Genomic DNA, 14,764 nt, shown 5'->3' with positions numbered 1-14,764 from the left:
GCGGCAGGACCGGGAGCACCTCCGGCAGGCCGGCGCGGCCCGTCGCGTCCCTCGCTCACTCACGGCGTGTAGCTGGGCAGCTCGATCACGTAGGCGTCGACGGTATCCCCGTTGCCCCAGTCGCTCCCGAACACGGCGCGCGTGCCGCTGGGGCTGGGCACCGTGTGCGGCTCGGCCCAGTACGGCTCGGCGAGGTGGGTATTCTCCTTGCCCCAGCTCCGGTGGCGGCCAATCCGGCAGACCTTGCCCGTGCTCGTGTCGGCGATCAGGTTTTCCATGTCGAGCACCCCTCTGCCCGACGCATCGCCGATCGACGACACGAACACCCATCCCGGCTGCTTGTACGCCATCCCCGAGATGTGCCCTGTCGGGGGGTAGGGCCACCCCGTCTCCGGGCCGATGACCACCTTCGAGGTGCCTTCCGCGAGATCCCATGTGACGAGGAGCCCGATGTCGTCATTGCCGCCGGGACCGGGATCGTAGACAGCCCCGTTCCAGGTGTCGTGACCGTTCACCCTGCTCAGCGACGCGTGGCCGTACGGCTCCAGCAGGTCCAGCGTACGCACCACGTTCAGCTGCGGATCGGTCACGCCGCCGCTGTCGCTCAGGAACGCGAGCGTCCCGCTCGGCGCGACCTGGGCCGGGTTCTCGCCGAGCGCCTTCCTGGCGAGCACCGTATTCTGGCCTACGTCGTAGATGAACACCTGATCATCGCACGTGAGGCCGATGCGGTTCGAATCCCACGACATGAACAGCGGGTCGCTGCCCGCGCTCGCGCCGCCCGAGCAGAAGTCGAACGTCGTCACGACCTCCTTCGTCCCGGCGCCGACGTGGTAACGGATGAAGTCCTTGCCGTCGACGTAGAACAGGACGTCGGGATCGGAGGTGTGCCAGTAGACCTGCTCGATGTCCGCCGGCGAGATGTCGAGCGCCTCGATGAACTGGTACGTCTTGCCGTCGTAGAGCTGGTGCTCGCCGGCCGCGACCGAGAAGAGGAGGAGCCTCGACTCGTCCGCGTTCCACGCCGAGATGGTCGAGTACATCGGCTTGATGACCGGGTCGTTCCCGCCGCCCTGCGCGACCGCCGTGATCCGGCGGATCGAGGTGCCGAACTCGGCGTCGGTGACGGCCTCGCCGAGCGCCGGCCTGGCGAGCTCGGTCATCGGGCGCGCTTCCTTGTCCTGCACGAGGCCCGCGCAGAGATCGATCGGCTCGCCCGGGCCCGCGCCGCCTACGCCGCCTACGCCCGCCGCGCCGCCCGTCCCCGTCGCGCCGGCGGCGCCCGTCCCCGCAGCGCCACCGGATCCGGGCGTTCCTCCGGTCCCGCCGTCTCCGGCCGAGGAGCCGCCGTCGGAGCAGGCGGCGAGGAAGGAAGAGGAGACGAGGATGGTGGCAGCGACGCCGACTCTCATGGGGTTTCCTTGGCGCGAGCCACGACGCGTGGCCGCGGCAGCATACCCCGAAGCAAGGTCGGGCATACGCGACAGATTGCGGACCCGCCGGCTGTCCCACCGCATGGCAGCCCCGGTCACGATACAGCCCGATCGGGTGTGGTGCTGTTGAACTAGCGTGGTTCTCCATGAGGCGCCCCGCGGGCTGTGGAGTGAAGGCGATCCTTTCGAGGCATGGCGAGCTGTTCTTCCCCCGAATCGCCGGTTCGGTCGGCCGGAGCGCGAGCGCACGCGGCGGGCCGCCGGGAGGACGTCACGCCGCGCGGTTTCATGCTGCCGTGAATGTCCACCCGGCCACGGGCAACGGAAGGCAGCGGAGGAAACGAGGAGCATGCGATCGTGGAGAAGGGCGTGCGCGCGCAACTCGCAACGGCGCTGCGGGCTAGCTCGAACCACGGCCGGTTGGGTCCGCGTTGGACCACAGTGGAAGAGGACCCAGCCGGCCGCCCTCAGGACCCCCCAGCCGGCCCGCCCTTGCATGCTTCAGCGTCCACCACGACGGGGGCGGCAGCGTCGCCCCGGGCCAGCGCCTGACGGGCGGCGCGCAGCGCTCGACACACGCCGAACGCCGCCGCCTGGATCCCCCACCCCTTCACGCCTCAGTGCCGGAATCGTGCTGGGCCATCCCGCGGCGCGCCGCGGGCGTGGATCGAACTTGCTCACCCCGTGCGGGAATGGGATCCTCGACACCTGCTTATCGCCAGCCCCGCTGGGCTGAGCCCACATCGAAGAACCGTCGAGCCCACGGCGCGTTGTCAGCGTCAACGAGGATATCATGAACGGAATCGACACCTCGGCCACAGCGATTCGGAAACTCGAGCCGTCCTCCTCGCGACGTGGGGACACCCGGGCGGGAGGCGGCTGGCGCGGCCGGGCGGTGCTGCGCGCAGCCGTCGCCGGGACGGCCCTCCTCGCGATCGCCGCGCTCATCGCCGGATGTCCGTTGTGCAACGGCAATGACATGGGGTGCGGGGACAGCGTCCAGATCTCGGGGCCTATCGGTCTCGCCGCGAATACGCCGGCGCACATCGAGGTCCGGGTCTGCTGGAACGGGCGCTGCGGGGAAGCAACGCTCGGCTCGGATCCGGGTGATTTGCCGAGCTCGCCGGGCCCTGCCAACGGCGCGAACGCCGACGTCGACGGCGGGCGGTTCGGCTTCTCGCTCTTCGACGTCGACCCGACCAGCACGCAGTGGGAGCTCTCGATCGGTTTCTCGCCGGACGTGGACACGGAGCTCGAGGACGGAGACGTCTACTCGGTCAGCGTCATCGACGCCGACACGCAACGCGAGCTCGTGAGCTTCGAGCGCAGCATCTCCTACCTTGAACTCCAGCCCAACGGCGAGGGCCCCTTCTGCACGTCATGCAACGTTGCGGAGATCAAGCTCCCTCCGCCCGCTGCGCAGTGATCACGAGGTTGATTTCGTGAGCCGCTACTTCGCTCCGTCGAAAGGCGCCCCGGAAGATCCGGTGACCGGGGACGCTCACTTCATTCTCACCCCCTGCTGGGCCAAACGACTGCACAGGAGCGAGCGTCGCGCCTTTCAGGCATTGCAGCGAGGTGGAGAAATGACGTGCCGGCTGCTCGGCGATCGCGTCGAGATGGAGGGTGCCTGCGTCTTCTACATGGAAGGCGAGGGTGAATTCTGAAGCTCATGCGCTCGCATCGCTTGTTGCCGATCTGGTCACCCAAGAAGCCCATCCACGCGACGTCAAGAGGCTTACGGATGCCATACAACCTTCGCCGGAGGAACGAGCGGCAGGCCGGCCGGTCGCCGGCCCGACCCGAGGCGCTATGAGCTGGGAAGTCGATCATGTGTTCCTTGCGACGCCCGACGTGGGCATCGTCGAGCGGATGCTCGCCGAGTTCGGCCTGAGCTTCAGCCGTCACGCGGTGCATGAGGGTCAGGGGACCGCGAATGCGTGCGCGGCCTTCGAGAACGCGTTCTTCGAGATCCTCGGCGTCCACGATCTGGAGGAGCTGCAGGCCGAGATCGTTCGGCCGCTGGGGCTGCACGAACGCATTCATTGGGCCGAGACCGGCGCATGCCCGTTTGGCGTCTGTTTCAGGACCATCGATGCCGGAGGCGCCGGGGACTGGCCCTTCGAAACCTGGGACTACAAGCCGAGATACTTGCCGACGGGCACGGGCATGCCCATCGTGACGCCGCGAGGATCCCTGGCGGAGCCCATGGTGTTCGTGGCGCCCCAGACAATCAGGCGGACCACCGCGATCGAGTCGCGATCGCATCGTGACGCGCGCCGGACGCTGACGCGTGTACGTCTGCAACTGCCAGCGGAGAATCCGCCACTCTCGTCGGGCGTGCGCTGGTTCGTGGACCAGGGCATGCTCGCGATCGATCGTGGGGCGACCTACTCGCTTGAGCTGGAGTGGGATCACGGTCACGAAGGGCAATCGCACCAGTTCCCTGCGGGAGTGCCGCTCGTCGTGCGCTGGTAGAGCGCGACGGGCAAGATCGACGTCGACGTGGGCGAGGCCGTGGTCCGCGGCATCGCCGAGGGCTGCACGCAGGCCGGCTGCGCGCTGCTCGGCGGCGAGACGGCCGAGCTGCCGGGCATGATCCGGGCGCGAGGCCGTCGAACCGCTAGATATCACGAATCCAAGACATCGGAATCATTGAAATCGGACCACCATTGTCGGTTTGACGAGATCGTCCGGATGCCTTCGCGGCCGAGCGCCTGCGACAGCTGCGTCCGGCTCTCGCTCCAAGCGCTGATAGCCACTGACTCCAGCCGCATCACCTCTCGTGCATCCTTGATCAGCAGGAGTGCCCGCTCGCTGGTGTCGCATCGAACCACACAGAACGAGATTCCAAATGGAGCTATCAGCTCGCGGACCCAGAGGTCCTCCCCCTCATAGCTGGAGACGAGGCGGTCCGTGCACTCAGGGACAGGTCGGAGTCCGAGCCGCTCCGCGATGAGCCCCCGCCGTAGGTGCGAATCCAGCGGGAAAGCCAGCTCGACGCGGAGTCGCTCGGCCTCCGCTAGACCGTCCTCCACCGCGAGGATCTCGAGCCATGTCCGGAGCTCGCCCGCCACAAAGTCCATCTGCTCAGGCATACTTGCGTACACCCAAAGTCCGCCTTCGCCGGACCACAGGATGAGCTTCCAGTCGTGCCATGCTCCCACGGCAACGAGCTGCAAGTCCTTCCACGACCAGAGCGGCCAGTGGACAAGGCGAAGGCCGGTCGGAAACGACTCTGCTCCGCCTTCGAAATCGAGGAGCGACTGAGCTCGCTCTGGGAGCATCTCGCGCGGAAGCAGCCCCAGCCACAGTGCGCCGTCCGGCATCTCGTGCTCGCGGGGAATGACCACACAGCCTCCGCCCACGAGTCCGCGTATGGACTCGACCAGCGCCGACGGCGCAGGGACCGGCGGCGCAGCGACGCAGACGGCCCCTTGGTCCTGCAGGTAGCGATCGAGCCGAGGCGAGCCGAGTGCCGGCGCGCGGCAGCGGTGCTGAGTCGCTTCCTCGCGGACGATGTCGAGCCGTGCGACTGCTTGTTCCAGCACGAAATCGCCCTGAATCACGTGTTCATCAGTCACCCACACACGGCGCGAAGTGAAGGCGGACGCGTCCGTGTAGAGAGGAGCAGCCGTGGGCACCGATAGCTCTGGAAGCTCGCGCACAGCGACGCCAGCCCCCACGTCGAACACCGCCCGGGCACCTTCATGGGCGCAGAACCGAAGCACGTCCCCGAGCACTGCCAGCGTGCGCGTGAGGATGCGCGGCTGCGCGACGACGACATCGTCCGCTCGAAGGAGCGAACCACCTTCTCCAGGCGGTGAAAGCGAGAACTGCTCACTCAGTCGCGTCCAGAACGCCTGCGCGGCCCGACGACGGCGCACGACGAGCGAAGGCCAGAAAGCGTCAAAACAGTCCACGCACGCCATCAGCGCCACATAGTCGCGCCACAGGCCGACACCGAGGCCGCCAAAGGAGTCGAGGTAGAGCGCGCCCTTCCAACGATCCCACGCGAAGAGGCGGCGCTCACCGCGGCCCATCGAGGGCACCGTGCTGGGCGCGAGCGCGCGGGCAGCGGGGTAGCCGAACGCTGCCCCCCCGAGGAGCGGGAACCCACGGCGACCCGTCAGCTCGAGGAGCTCCTCGTCTTCCACGAGCGTCGGCGAATCGGTTCGAAGGCGGACGCCGTGCAAGACGGGAGCCTGGCCGATCTGCTCGCGCGTGGCGGGAGACCATCGTCGCGTCAAAGCTTCGTCCATCGATTCCCATCCCAGTTCCAGGCACCAGGATCCACGGCCTTGCCTTCTTTGTCCAGATACGGACCTTCCCTCGTCGATGATTGTGCCCTGTTCGCGTTAGGGATCCATGACGGGTCGTAGTCCGGCCCTGTCAAAGTATCCAGCTCCCATTGCTTCAAATAGTCGCTCAGCGCCTTGGGTTCGGAGCAAACATTCTGCGCTCCGCGGTTGCCACTGGGACGCGCACTTGTCAGTGCCAGCGCAGCCTCCACTGCGGGATGCAGGTCAGTGGAACCCGCCATGCCGGAATGCCCGTGCTTTGTCACATTGGATCGCTTCCCGTTCTTTTTTAGGTAAGCCCCGGTCACTTCCGTATGCATTTTCGCGAGGCCGTCATGATCCGAGAGCTCGAGAGGCCACCCGTCGACATACGCGTATACTCGAAGGCTCCCCTCCAGCCGGATGGGCTCCGGGCTCAGGTACTGCCCTGTCTCCGAGTCGTAGTACCGATACCGGTTGAAGTAGAGCCTCGTCTCCTCGTCGGCGTACTGCCCCGGAAACCGCACCGGCGTCAGCTCGGCCTGGTCGCCCTCGACCTTGCTCCGCTCCCATCGCCCCACCCGCTCGGCCCACTCCTCACTCGTCGCCATTGCTTCCTCCTTCGTCGCGGTGGGAGCAGCTAACCAGCGCTGCGCGGACGGTTACGATGTCCTCGGCCAGACGCTCACCTCAAACAAGCTCCACGTCAAAGCCAGCGTCTTTCAGCGCGTAGTAGGGTTGCACACCACCGGCAGAGCGAACGACGATTCGTACCCCCGGCGCGAGAACCTGCGCGCTTCGAACGATCTCTACCAGCTGGCCCGAAAGCCGTGTCGTCAGCGATGTCACCGTAGCAGTTGACGCTCCCGCTCGCAGCCTCTGAACGCGTCTCAGCCAAATATCGTCGCTCAGCCAGTGCTCGGACGCGCTATCAGATGCCTCATCAACTCGCTGCAAGCCCAGCTCGTCAGCGAGAGCCGCCGCCACATCGGCGGACAATTCGACCGGAGATCCGCTTGGCATGAGGCCGCTGGCCTGCCACTCGACCGCCCACTTCTCCAGACACTTTACCGCATCGTCCGAGACCAAGACCAAATCATCAATCTCGTGACGATAGAGGAAGATCTCCCCGGTGTCTCCAGCATATAAGTGCATCGAGCCGAGAAACTTACCCCCCAGCGTGAGACGGCGGCCGTGACAATAGACAACCGGCCAGCCGGCTGCCTCAAGAAAGCGCGAATCCTCTGCGTCATCGTCATCGAAACCGAGCCGTTCCTCCAGGACACGGTATACGCCCAGCCTGGTCTCGTTGCATGGTACACGTGCAGGGTCCACCTCATCGTAGGCAACCAAACCTCCGAGCAGTTCCTCGAACCGGAGCAATGGCGCCGCTGGGGGGATCCCATGTCGATCGAGCTCCGCCATCAACGATTTCGGGCCGCGCGTCGCATCTGGATCGCGGAAGAAGCTCTTTGCATCGAGCCATTGCAGGACCCGAGAAGACACGTGGCAACGCAGGTGGCTCGCAGCACGCTCATACCTCCGGACGATGAGCCGCTCATTCTCAAATGTCTTCTCCTCGAGAATACGTGGTCCCTTCGACCACACTTGGCGCGCTCGCGACTCTTCAGGCTCCACCATTAGCAGGCGGACGGGCTCGCCATCGAACCGGTACTGAAATCCCAACTCTGGCGCCAAGCTCGGTGCACTACCCTCCTCGAGGCAGATACGCTCCACCTGAGCGCCGACCAATTGAAGCGGCACCATTAATGCGTGACAAGCCTCCAGCGCGCGCTCCATTTGACTCAGATCGTCAACACGAATCCATGTCATTTCAAGCGACTCATCCGCGACAATCGCGTGCTCGCCGGCCCACACCGACGCCGCGTCGTCGATGGTTGAGACGGGAGGCAGCGACAACGCGTCAGCCACCGCCCTGCCGCAGCGCTGTGTCCTCACTTCAAGCCGCACTGGAAGCCACCGGGGATCCGAGAACAGCGCGAGTTGTGCCACCCAATCGGCCATGTTGGGATGCATCTCCAGCCCAGACTCGATCAGCACTCCCCCATCCGAGCGCAAGTACAAGGGTAAAGCACGTCTCCTCGACCAGGCTACGAGGAAAGCGCGCCCGCGCGATCCGCCGTCAGGCGTGTGCACGTCGATCCACAGCGGCGCGCCGCCCTCCCGTGCCGCGGCGAACGCGCCGAAGACATGATCGTCCAGCACCGGGAGCCCACGGCGGGAAGCTGCGTCGTACAGAGCCGACTCGAGCTCCGCATGGATAGGTGGGAAGTCCTCATGAAGTTGGACAAAACGATCCAGCTCGTGCCGCGCCCACGGCGTGGTCGCGATTCTGGAGCTCCGAAGGACGGCGAGCGTTCTATTAGAAAACAGCATCACCTATCGAGCTCGCTTCCATGCGCCGTTTTCATTTACCCACACACCCAGATCCGCCAATGCCGGCACAGGCTCGCCGTCCTTGCGAATGACTGGCGCCGCCTTTGTGTTGCTAGAGTCTGCGAAGAACGCTCCGCTTGGCTGCGTCCAATGTTCCTTTTTGCCGACGCCTTTCGAGCCCTCTTGCTCTCGATACCCAGGTTTGATCACGCCTGTCGGCAGACTTCTGTTGGCGAGCGCCCACAGGCGGGGAACTGTCTGGGAACAGTTAGGACAAGGTGCGCGATCCACCCCCTGCTTACTCGATGAGATCGCCCCATCGCCGCTCTTTTCCATGTCCTCCAGAGCACGACCCAAATGGGTTTGCCAGTCGGGGTCGCCGGGCTTGCAGGATTTGCCAGTCTTCTGCTCCCATGCATTCAAGTGGCCTGTGAGAGCCCACGGCTCCGAGCACGTCGAAGGGTCTTGGCCATCGGCCCTCGCCGCTGAGGGCGGCAACGCGGCTTGGACCGCGGGGTGCAGATCACCTCTGCTACGCGGTTGTCCGGACAAGTCGAAGCTGCCGCTCTTATTTTGAGCCGTCACCCCGCTCGCTCCCTTCGTCTTCGACCACATCTTTGCAAGCCCATCGGCATCGATGAGGTCGACCGGCGAGCCATCGCTATACGCATACGCATACAGGCTCCCCTCCAGCCGGATGGGCTCAGGGCTCAGGTACTGCCCCGTCTCCGGGTCATAGTACCGGTACCGGTTGTAGTAGAGCCCCGTCTCCTCATCCGCGTACTGCCCCGGAAACCGCACGGGCGTCAGCCCGGCCTGCTCCCCCTCGATCTTGCCAAACAGCGACGCTTCGATTTCGCCTACGAGCCGTCCGTCCCCGCCCACCAGCGCCGCCGGCATCCCGTTCGGCGCCTCGATGTAATACCGCACCTCGTCCTGATCGCCCCGGCGCACCCGGTCCGCGAGCGGCGTCACCCCCTCCGGAAGCACCGCGTACGCTCGCTCTTCCACCACCGGCTCCCCGCCCGCTTCCCCGAACAGCTCGCGGATCTCGTGCACCAGCGCATCCCCGCTCCAGGTGTATCGCGTCACGCTCTCCACCACCCGATCGCGCCCCCGCTCCACCCGCTTCTCCAGCCGCCGCGCGAACGGGTCGTAGGTAAAGCGCACCACCCGGCCGTCCGGCAACCGCACCGCCTGGAGCAGATCGTCGTCGGCCCACTCGAAGCGAGCGACCCGCCCGCCTGGCAGCCGCTTGCTCGTCATCCGCCCCCGCTCGTCGTATGCGAGCTCCGCGCCTCCCCGCCGCTTGAGCTGCCCGCCCGGCGCATACTGCCGCAGCGTCGCGCTCTCGTAGAGTTGCCCGCTCGGCCCGTGGCGATACCCCTCGATCAGCTCCCGCCGCGCCCCGTCCACCCGCGCCCGCCCCACCACCCGGCCCTGCGCGTCGCGCAGGTACTCGACATAGGCCGCGCCCGGCGCGCCGCTGCCCACCGCGCCGAGCAGCCCGGCCGCCGACCATCCATAGCTCTGCGCGAAGGTCACCGCGCGCGGCAGCGGCCCCACCCACGCCGGCTCGTCCGGCCGCACCGCGGGCGTCGCTTCGAGGCCCGTCACCTGCGCCCCCGACGGGAGCCCATCGGGCGTCCACCCCTCCGCGATGCGCCCTCCCGCGGGCAGCGCCCGATCGACAAGCTGACCCGCTGGATCATAGGTCAGCTGCACCTTCATCGCCTGCGCGCCGACGTCCCCGACAGCCACCGCCGCCGGCCGCCCCACCACGTCGCGCGCGATCTCCATCCGCCCGAACGGCCCGCTCGTGCGCACCGCCTTGCCCAGCGCGTCGTGCGCCGTCTCCACCACCGTCCGCCGCCCGGCCCGCGTCATCGTCTCCCGCACCGCCCTCCCGCGCGCGTCATGGGTGTACTCGCACATCACGTCGCCGCTCGTCACAACCTCGATCCGGCCGAGCACGTCATAACCGATGCTCTCCGTCCGCCCATCCGTGAACCTGCGCTCCACGAGCCGGCCGCACGGGTCATAGACGAAGTCGACCGTGCCGAGCCCATCCCGCATCTGCGTGATCCGTCCCATCACATCGTGCCGGTAATAAACCCGCCGCCCGTCGAACGTCCGCTCCTCGCCGATCCGCCCCTCGCCGCGCCGCACGTACCGGTGCTCCTCGCCGGAATCGTTGACGACGCGCACCAGGTCCTGCTCCCGATCGTAGAAGTACCTCACGGCGCTCCCGTCCGGCCTCACCACCTCGGTCACGACCCCGATCCCACCCCACCGCAGCGTCGTCACCCGCCCGTCCGCGTCGGCGATCTCTGACAAATTCCCGTCGACATCGTAAACATACCAGTCCGTCGCCCCGCTCGGCCTCCGCGCCCGGATGAGCTTTCCGCAGGAGTTATACCCATACGACGTCTCCAGTCCGCGCTCATCGACGAAGCTCGTCACCCGTCCCAGGAAATCATAACGAATCTTCCGCTTCGCCCCGTCCGGCTCGATCACCTCCACACGATTGCCGAGCGCGTCGTAAGCCATCCGCGTCACACCGCCGTTGGGCAGCGTCGCCTCGACGAGCAAGCCGCGCTCGTCGTAACGGAACCAGACCACCGGCCCGAGCTCGTCCTCGACGGCCACCACATCGCCTCGCGCGTTTCGCTCGTAGCGCGCGAACCCGCCCATGGCGTCGCGCACCTCCTCGATGAAGCCCCGCTCGTCGTATTCGTACACGGTCCTCGCGCCCGTCGGATCCGTCACGACGCACAGTCGGCCCAGGTCGTCTCGCTCGTAGCGCCACGTGTGTCCCAGCGCGTCCCGATACGCCAGCATGTTGCCCGCGGCATCGAACGTGTAGGCGTGCAGGCCGCCCTCCCACGCAACGCTGTTCACCTTGTCCAGGTGGTTGCCGTCAATCCGCCGTTTTGCGCGCGAGGTGATCACCTCGACGAAGTGGTCATAATCGTCGATCTTGACGTGACAGAAGCCCTTGGCCCTGGTCTCCCGATCGTCCAGCGTGCCCGGCACGTCGCCATCGAGGGCGTCGTTGCCCTCGCGACGACACCATGCCTCCACGCAGCGGCCGTTGTCGCCATAGCGGAACTCCGCCACCAGCCCTCCCGGCTCGCGGCGCCGGACCAAGCGGTGCTGTTCGTCGTACTCGTACCGCTCCTCGTTGCCCGCGGCGTCGCGCGCCGAGATCAGATCTCCTCGATCGTCATGACTGTAGGTGCGAAATGCGCGCCCCCCTCCGCCCGGCGATTCGTCGTTCACCTCGAACGCGGCGATCCTCCCGTCCGCTCGCCGACGCACCCGCACCATCCGCCCCACCGCATCGATCGCATGGGACAGGCGCCCTCGCTCGTACGAGAGCCGTATCTCGTTGTCGTACCGGTCCACGATGCGCGACAAGAGCCACCTGCTCTCCTGCCTCTCGCCGAACACGAGCAGCCCCCCCTCGGCCTCCAGCGTGTAGCCGCCCTCATGACGTCTCAGCACGCCGCACGGCATCGGCACGGGACGGCCCGGCTCGGGGATCTCCGCCTCGGTCGGCGCCGCGTGAGGCTCCAGGACACGCAGCGTCCGCCGCCGCTCCTCGATCGCCCACGCCAGCGAGTGGCTCCATCCGAATCCGAGCCCCAGATCCACGTCGGTCGTCTCCGACGAGTAGCTCCGCTCGATCCGGAGCGGCAGGATCATCCCGCCGAGCGCCAGATCCACGGCCTTCGCGGTGTAGACGCGCCCCGTCACCGGATCGACCGGGTCACCGGCCGACGTGCCGCCCCCGCGCCCGTGGGACGGATTCGGGCACCCGCCGCCGCTCCCCGGTCCGCAGGTGCCCGCGTTCTTGCCGCCGCCTCGCGACCCCTTGCCGCCGCTCTTGCCGCCCGCCCCCTGGTCGCCGCCGCGGCCCCGTCCTCCGCGGCCGCGGCCGCCGCCTCCGCCGCCCCCGCCACCCAGGATGAAGGTGCCGGGGTTCATGCCGGGAATCGCAGGGATGTTCGGGACCGGCGCCGTTCGTGCCATGGCGGCCATAGTCGATAGGCACACCCCGCGCGTCAAGCCAGGCAGCCTCTGTGCGGCGCAGATCTGGAACCGGCGATAACGGCGTCGAGGAAATGATCAGCGCCCGGTGTGCGGAACCGCGGCTCGGCGCGCCATCGAACCGAACCGTCACGAGATCGGGGGTGTTCCGGCTCGCTCGGCGGTTGCACCGAAGTCGCGGGCGCCGAGTGCGCGACCAGCACCCACCGCGGCGGGTTCGTCCCCACCCGTCTCCGGGTCCGCGTCCGCGATCGTGCGTCGCGAGCGCTGGTCTCGCCCGGTCGCCTCGTCCTGCTGGAGGATCGGCGCGCGCAGCGCGAGCAGAACCGCGGTTTTCTCTCGCGTGCGCTCGTGGTGCCTACCCAAGATGATGGCGACAGCCTCGAGCAGGAGCCCCCGACGCGCGCGACGCGCATCCCTGACCCTGCAGAAAGCGCGGTATCGTGGGTCCACGGGGCTGCAAACCTGGCAAGTCCCTAACGGCAGCCTCCACGCTACAGCCCGATGCAAGCCAGAGCCACCGGATGCATTCGCCGGAGGCTGCCTCGGCGCCAGGCTGAAGATCGACCTTACGGAATCCCCCGATCCATGTAGCATGGTTCACATGCGAGCAGATCAGCAGGCATGGCTGCGACAGACGGGCGGCGCACCAGACAGACCGACAATGGCGGTACGAGCGGGCCGTCCGCTGCAGCTAGAACTCGATCCGTTGGGCGGGAATCAGAAAACCGCCGACGAATCGCCGGTCTGACTCTGCAACGAAACAGACGCAAAGTGACGGGACAGTATGAGTTCTACGGCGAAGGGAGATAGATTCGAGGCTCAGGTCTTCACGGCCCTGAAGCGGATGATCTCGGACGGTCAGTTCTTCAGTTCCCCCGAGTGCTGCAAGCTATTCCACAGGAAGGGCTACTACTCCAAGGATCGTTGCACCGACATTGTCTTCGACATTTCCATCGAAATATTCATCCCCGGTCGCACAGCTTACTCACTTTTGGTTCTCATCGAATGCAAAGACTACGGTCTTCCCGTTCCCGTGAATGACGCAGAGGAATTCTTCGCCAAGATCGAACAGATATCGGGGGCCGGTGTCAAAGGGCTACTTGTCTCGACGAATGCCTTTGCCCAAGGAGCGTTCTCGTACTGCAAGTCGAAGGGGATCGGACTGCTCCGATACTAAGACAAGAGAACCCTCAAATGGGTCCTTGACAGATCGCCCTCTGCCGTCAGCTCCTCAACCCCCGATTGGGTCGATATCCACTCGGGGCTCCTGGAGGAAGCTCACCAGAGTCGCTATTTCGACTTTTATTGTTTCCTTGACGGGATTTATTCACATTCGCTGTACACCCTCCTTCGCTCTTTGACCCGTGGAGTCAGTCAAGACGAGTGCATCCTTGTGCCAGTCGAAGAGCTGGCGAGGCGTCAGCCGCCGTCTGTGGAGTTCCTTTCCGTCGAGCAAATTGAGCAATCGACTGCGGTCACCTTAGAAACCATCGCCTACCGTGGCGGGTCTGTGCCCCTTGAGGACATATGCAGGCGGGAATCAACAGAACGATGTCTTGACGTCAGGACTGGCGTCGTTCCAACCGCTCAGGAAGCCAAGGCGGGGGTCCTGGGCCGCATCGCGTTCACACCTCTTCAGATCAACATCTATCGTCATCCAGGCGACCACGTCGGAAGGCAGAGATTCACATTAGCGCATGAACTTGGGCACTACTTCTTGCGGCACGGGCGGTACATGGCGGGAGAATACTGCCAGGAGAATGACTTTGACCGCGGCGGGCCCTCGGAAGTCGGGATCGAGGACATAGCCCGGCTCGAATGGCAAGCAAACATTTTTGCCTCGTCCCTGCTTCTTCCGAGAAACAGCCTCGTCACCGATTTCTTCAATATCATCCGCAGGCATGACCGTGTAGACAAAGGACATGGCCCACTATTTGTTGACGAACAGACCTGCAACCAGCGCAATTTCTACGCCGTGACCGACGCCTTGATGCTCAGGTATGATGTATCCAGAAAAGTGATCGAAATACGCCTCAAGATGCTCGGCCTTCTCACCGACGCGAGACGACCTGCAAGAAGGATATTCGAGCGATGAGCGCTCTCGGCCCTGCATCGGACGCACATATCGCTTTTCCTATGGAGGATTCGACCCAACCAAGCGTCGAATCTGACGTTCAGTAGTGTACATCCCGAACGCGGTTCAGCGGCTGTCACACGCAACGCCACATACAGTGCGGTGCCAACGTCCGTTGCGTTGCTCATGAGGTTACGTCGCATCGTCTGGCACATGGCCGAGCAGCCTGCGCCCACAGTCGCACCCGTACAGCCTCACTGCAAGCCAACCACGAAGCTCCTGGTCGTCCGCCCCTGGATCGCGAGCACGGATGCCAGCAAGCGCCAACTCACGAACCGCCTGACTCAGGCGAATCGCCGCTTCAAGGCGCTTCTCCGGAGGCATGCGCCGGAGCAGTTCGTTGTAACGGGCGTCCGCTTTCGGCTTGGTGTCCACGGTCGACATGCGGGGCAAGCCTAGCGGAGACTGCAGCCGAGCATCCTCCGCGCGCGCTGCCCAGCCAGCCGGCCGTTCTGGCGGGGCTG

At 65.8% G+C, this 14,764-nt stretch carries 11 protein-coding genes and 1 pseudogene; 6 read left to right on the top strand and 6 right to left on the bottom strand.

Annotated features, from left to right (window positions below; all coding sequences use genetic code 11):
- Nucleotides 1-59 precede the first annotated feature (59 nt).
- Nucleotides 60-1,412 (bottom strand): hypothetical protein, encoded by a 1,353-nt coding sequence (locus tag WMF11_RS47465; RefSeq protein WP_437975475.1) that lies wholly within the window; start codon nucleotides 1,410-1,412, stop codon nucleotides 60-62.
- 916 nt (nucleotides 1,413-2,328) lie between these two features.
- Between WMF11_RS47465 and WMF11_RS47460 the strand changes: the two genes are divergently transcribed.
- The 4 genes and pseudogenes from WMF11_RS47460 to WMF11_RS47445 form a co-directional block, all read left to right on the top strand.
- Nucleotides 2,329-2,859 (top strand): hypothetical protein, encoded by a 531-nt coding sequence (locus WMF11_RS47460; RefSeq protein ID WP_437975474.1) that lies wholly within the window; start codon nucleotides 2,329-2,331, stop codon nucleotides 2,857-2,859.
- A 16-nt stretch (nucleotides 2,860-2,875) separates the two neighbouring features.
- Nucleotides 2,876-3,100, top strand: a complete 225-nt coding sequence (locus tag WMF11_RS47455; protein WP_437905639.1) for a PhzF family phenazine biosynthesis protein — start codon at nucleotides 2,876-2,878, stop codon at nucleotides 3,098-3,100.
- Nucleotides 3,101-3,245: 145 nt separating this feature from the next.
- The gene (locus WMF11_RS47450) at nucleotides 3,246-3,911 is read left to right on the top strand and encodes a VOC family protein (RefSeq protein WP_437975473.1); all 666 of its coding nucleotides are present in this window, start codon (nucleotides 3,246-3,248) and stop codon (nucleotides 3,909-3,911) included.
- Between the two features lie 3 nt (nucleotides 3,912-3,914).
- Nucleotides 3,915-4,031 (top strand): annotated as a pseudogene (locus WMF11_RS47445) (AIR synthase related protein); the annotation flags it as partial.
- Between the two features lie 32 nt (nucleotides 4,032-4,063).
- On the opposite strand, the gene WMF11_RS47440 reads toward WMF11_RS47445, so the two are convergent.
- The 4 genes from WMF11_RS47440 to WMF11_RS47425 form a co-directional block, all read right to left on the bottom strand.
- Nucleotides 4,064-5,695 (bottom strand): hypothetical protein, encoded by a 1,632-nt coding sequence (locus WMF11_RS47440; protein ID WP_437905637.1) that lies wholly within the window; start codon nucleotides 5,693-5,695, stop codon nucleotides 4,064-4,066.
- The gene (locus WMF11_RS47435; protein ID WP_437975472.1) at nucleotides 5,680-6,324 is read right to left on the bottom strand and encodes an RHS repeat-associated core domain-containing protein; all 645 of its coding nucleotides are present in this window, start codon (nucleotides 6,322-6,324) and stop codon (nucleotides 5,680-5,682) included. The genes WMF11_RS47440 and WMF11_RS47435 overlap by 16 nt, the downstream gene beginning before the upstream one ends.
- Nucleotides 6,325-6,403: 79 nt before the next feature.
- A complete protein-coding gene (locus tag WMF11_RS47430; protein ID WP_437975471.1) occupies nucleotides 6,404-8,113 on the bottom strand; it encodes a hypothetical protein in 1,710 nt (569 codons plus the stop codon).
- On the bottom strand, nucleotides 8,114-12,145 hold the full coding sequence (locus WMF11_RS47425; RefSeq protein WP_437975470.1) for an RHS repeat-associated core domain-containing protein: 4,032 nt from the start codon (nucleotides 12,143-12,145) through the stop codon (nucleotides 8,114-8,116).
- Between the two features lie 805 nt (nucleotides 12,146-12,950).
- On the opposite strand from WMF11_RS47425, the gene WMF11_RS47420 reads away from it, so the two are divergent.
- Both WMF11_RS47420 and WMF11_RS47415 read left to right on the top strand, forming a co-directional pair.
- Nucleotides 12,951-13,343 (top strand): restriction endonuclease, encoded by a 393-nt coding sequence (locus tag WMF11_RS47420; RefSeq protein WP_437975469.1) that lies wholly within the window; start codon nucleotides 12,951-12,953, stop codon nucleotides 13,341-13,343.
- 216 nt (nucleotides 13,344-13,559) lie between these two features.
- The gene (locus WMF11_RS47415) at nucleotides 13,560-14,261 is read left to right on the top strand and encodes an ImmA/IrrE family metallo-endopeptidase (protein ID WP_437975468.1); all 702 of its coding nucleotides are present in this window, start codon (nucleotides 13,560-13,562) and stop codon (nucleotides 14,259-14,261) included.
- 171 nt (nucleotides 14,262-14,432) lie between these two features.
- Here WMF11_RS47415 and WMF11_RS47410 read toward each other — a convergent pair whose 3' ends face one another.
- Nucleotides 14,433-14,684: a hypothetical protein gene (locus tag WMF11_RS47410; RefSeq protein ID WP_437905632.1), complete on the bottom strand. Its 252-nt coding sequence runs from the start codon at nucleotides 14,682-14,684 to the stop codon at nucleotides 14,433-14,435.
- Nucleotides 14,685-14,764 lie beyond the last annotated feature (80 nt).

Origin of the sequence: Sorangium sp. So ce295 (assembly GCF_051527405.1) — a bacterium.
In the GTDB taxonomy this organism is placed as follows: domain Bacteria; phylum Myxococcota_A; class Polyangia; order Polyangiales; family Polyangiaceae; genus Sorangium; species Sorangium cellulosum_B.
The sequence above is the reverse complement of the archived record's forward strand: the minus strand, read 5'-3'. Positions and strand labels throughout refer to the sequence as shown.

What these genes read in the sequence shown, in the direction of transcription:
- WMF11_RS47465 (WP_437975475.1), bottom strand. Translation starts at nt 1,412, where the DNA reads ATGAGAGTCGGCGTCGCTGCCACCATCCTCGTCTCCTCTTCCTTCCTC.
- WMF11_RS47450 (WP_437975473.1), top strand. Translation starts at nt 3,246, where the DNA reads ATGAGCTGGGAAGTCGATCATGTGTTCCTTGCGACGCCCGACGTGGGC.
- WMF11_RS47440 (WP_437905637.1), bottom strand. Translation starts at nt 5,695, where the DNA reads ATGGACGAAGCTTTGACGCGACGATGGTCTCCCGCCACGCGCGAGCAG.
- WMF11_RS47435 (WP_437975472.1), bottom strand. Translation starts at nt 6,324, where the DNA reads ATGGCGACGAGTGAGGAGTGGGCCGAGCGGGTGGGGCGATGGGAGCGG.
- WMF11_RS47425 (WP_437975470.1), bottom strand. Translation starts at nt 12,145, where the DNA reads ATGGCACGAACGGCGCCGGTCCCGAACATCCCTGCGATTCCCGGCATG.
- WMF11_RS47420 (WP_437975469.1), top strand. Translation starts at nt 12,951, where the DNA reads ATGAGTTCTACGGCGAAGGGAGATAGATTCGAGGCTCAGGTCTTCACG.
- WMF11_RS47410 (WP_437905632.1), bottom strand. Translation starts at nt 14,684, where the DNA reads ATGTCGACCGTGGACACCAAGCCGAAAGCGGACGCCCGTTACAACGAA.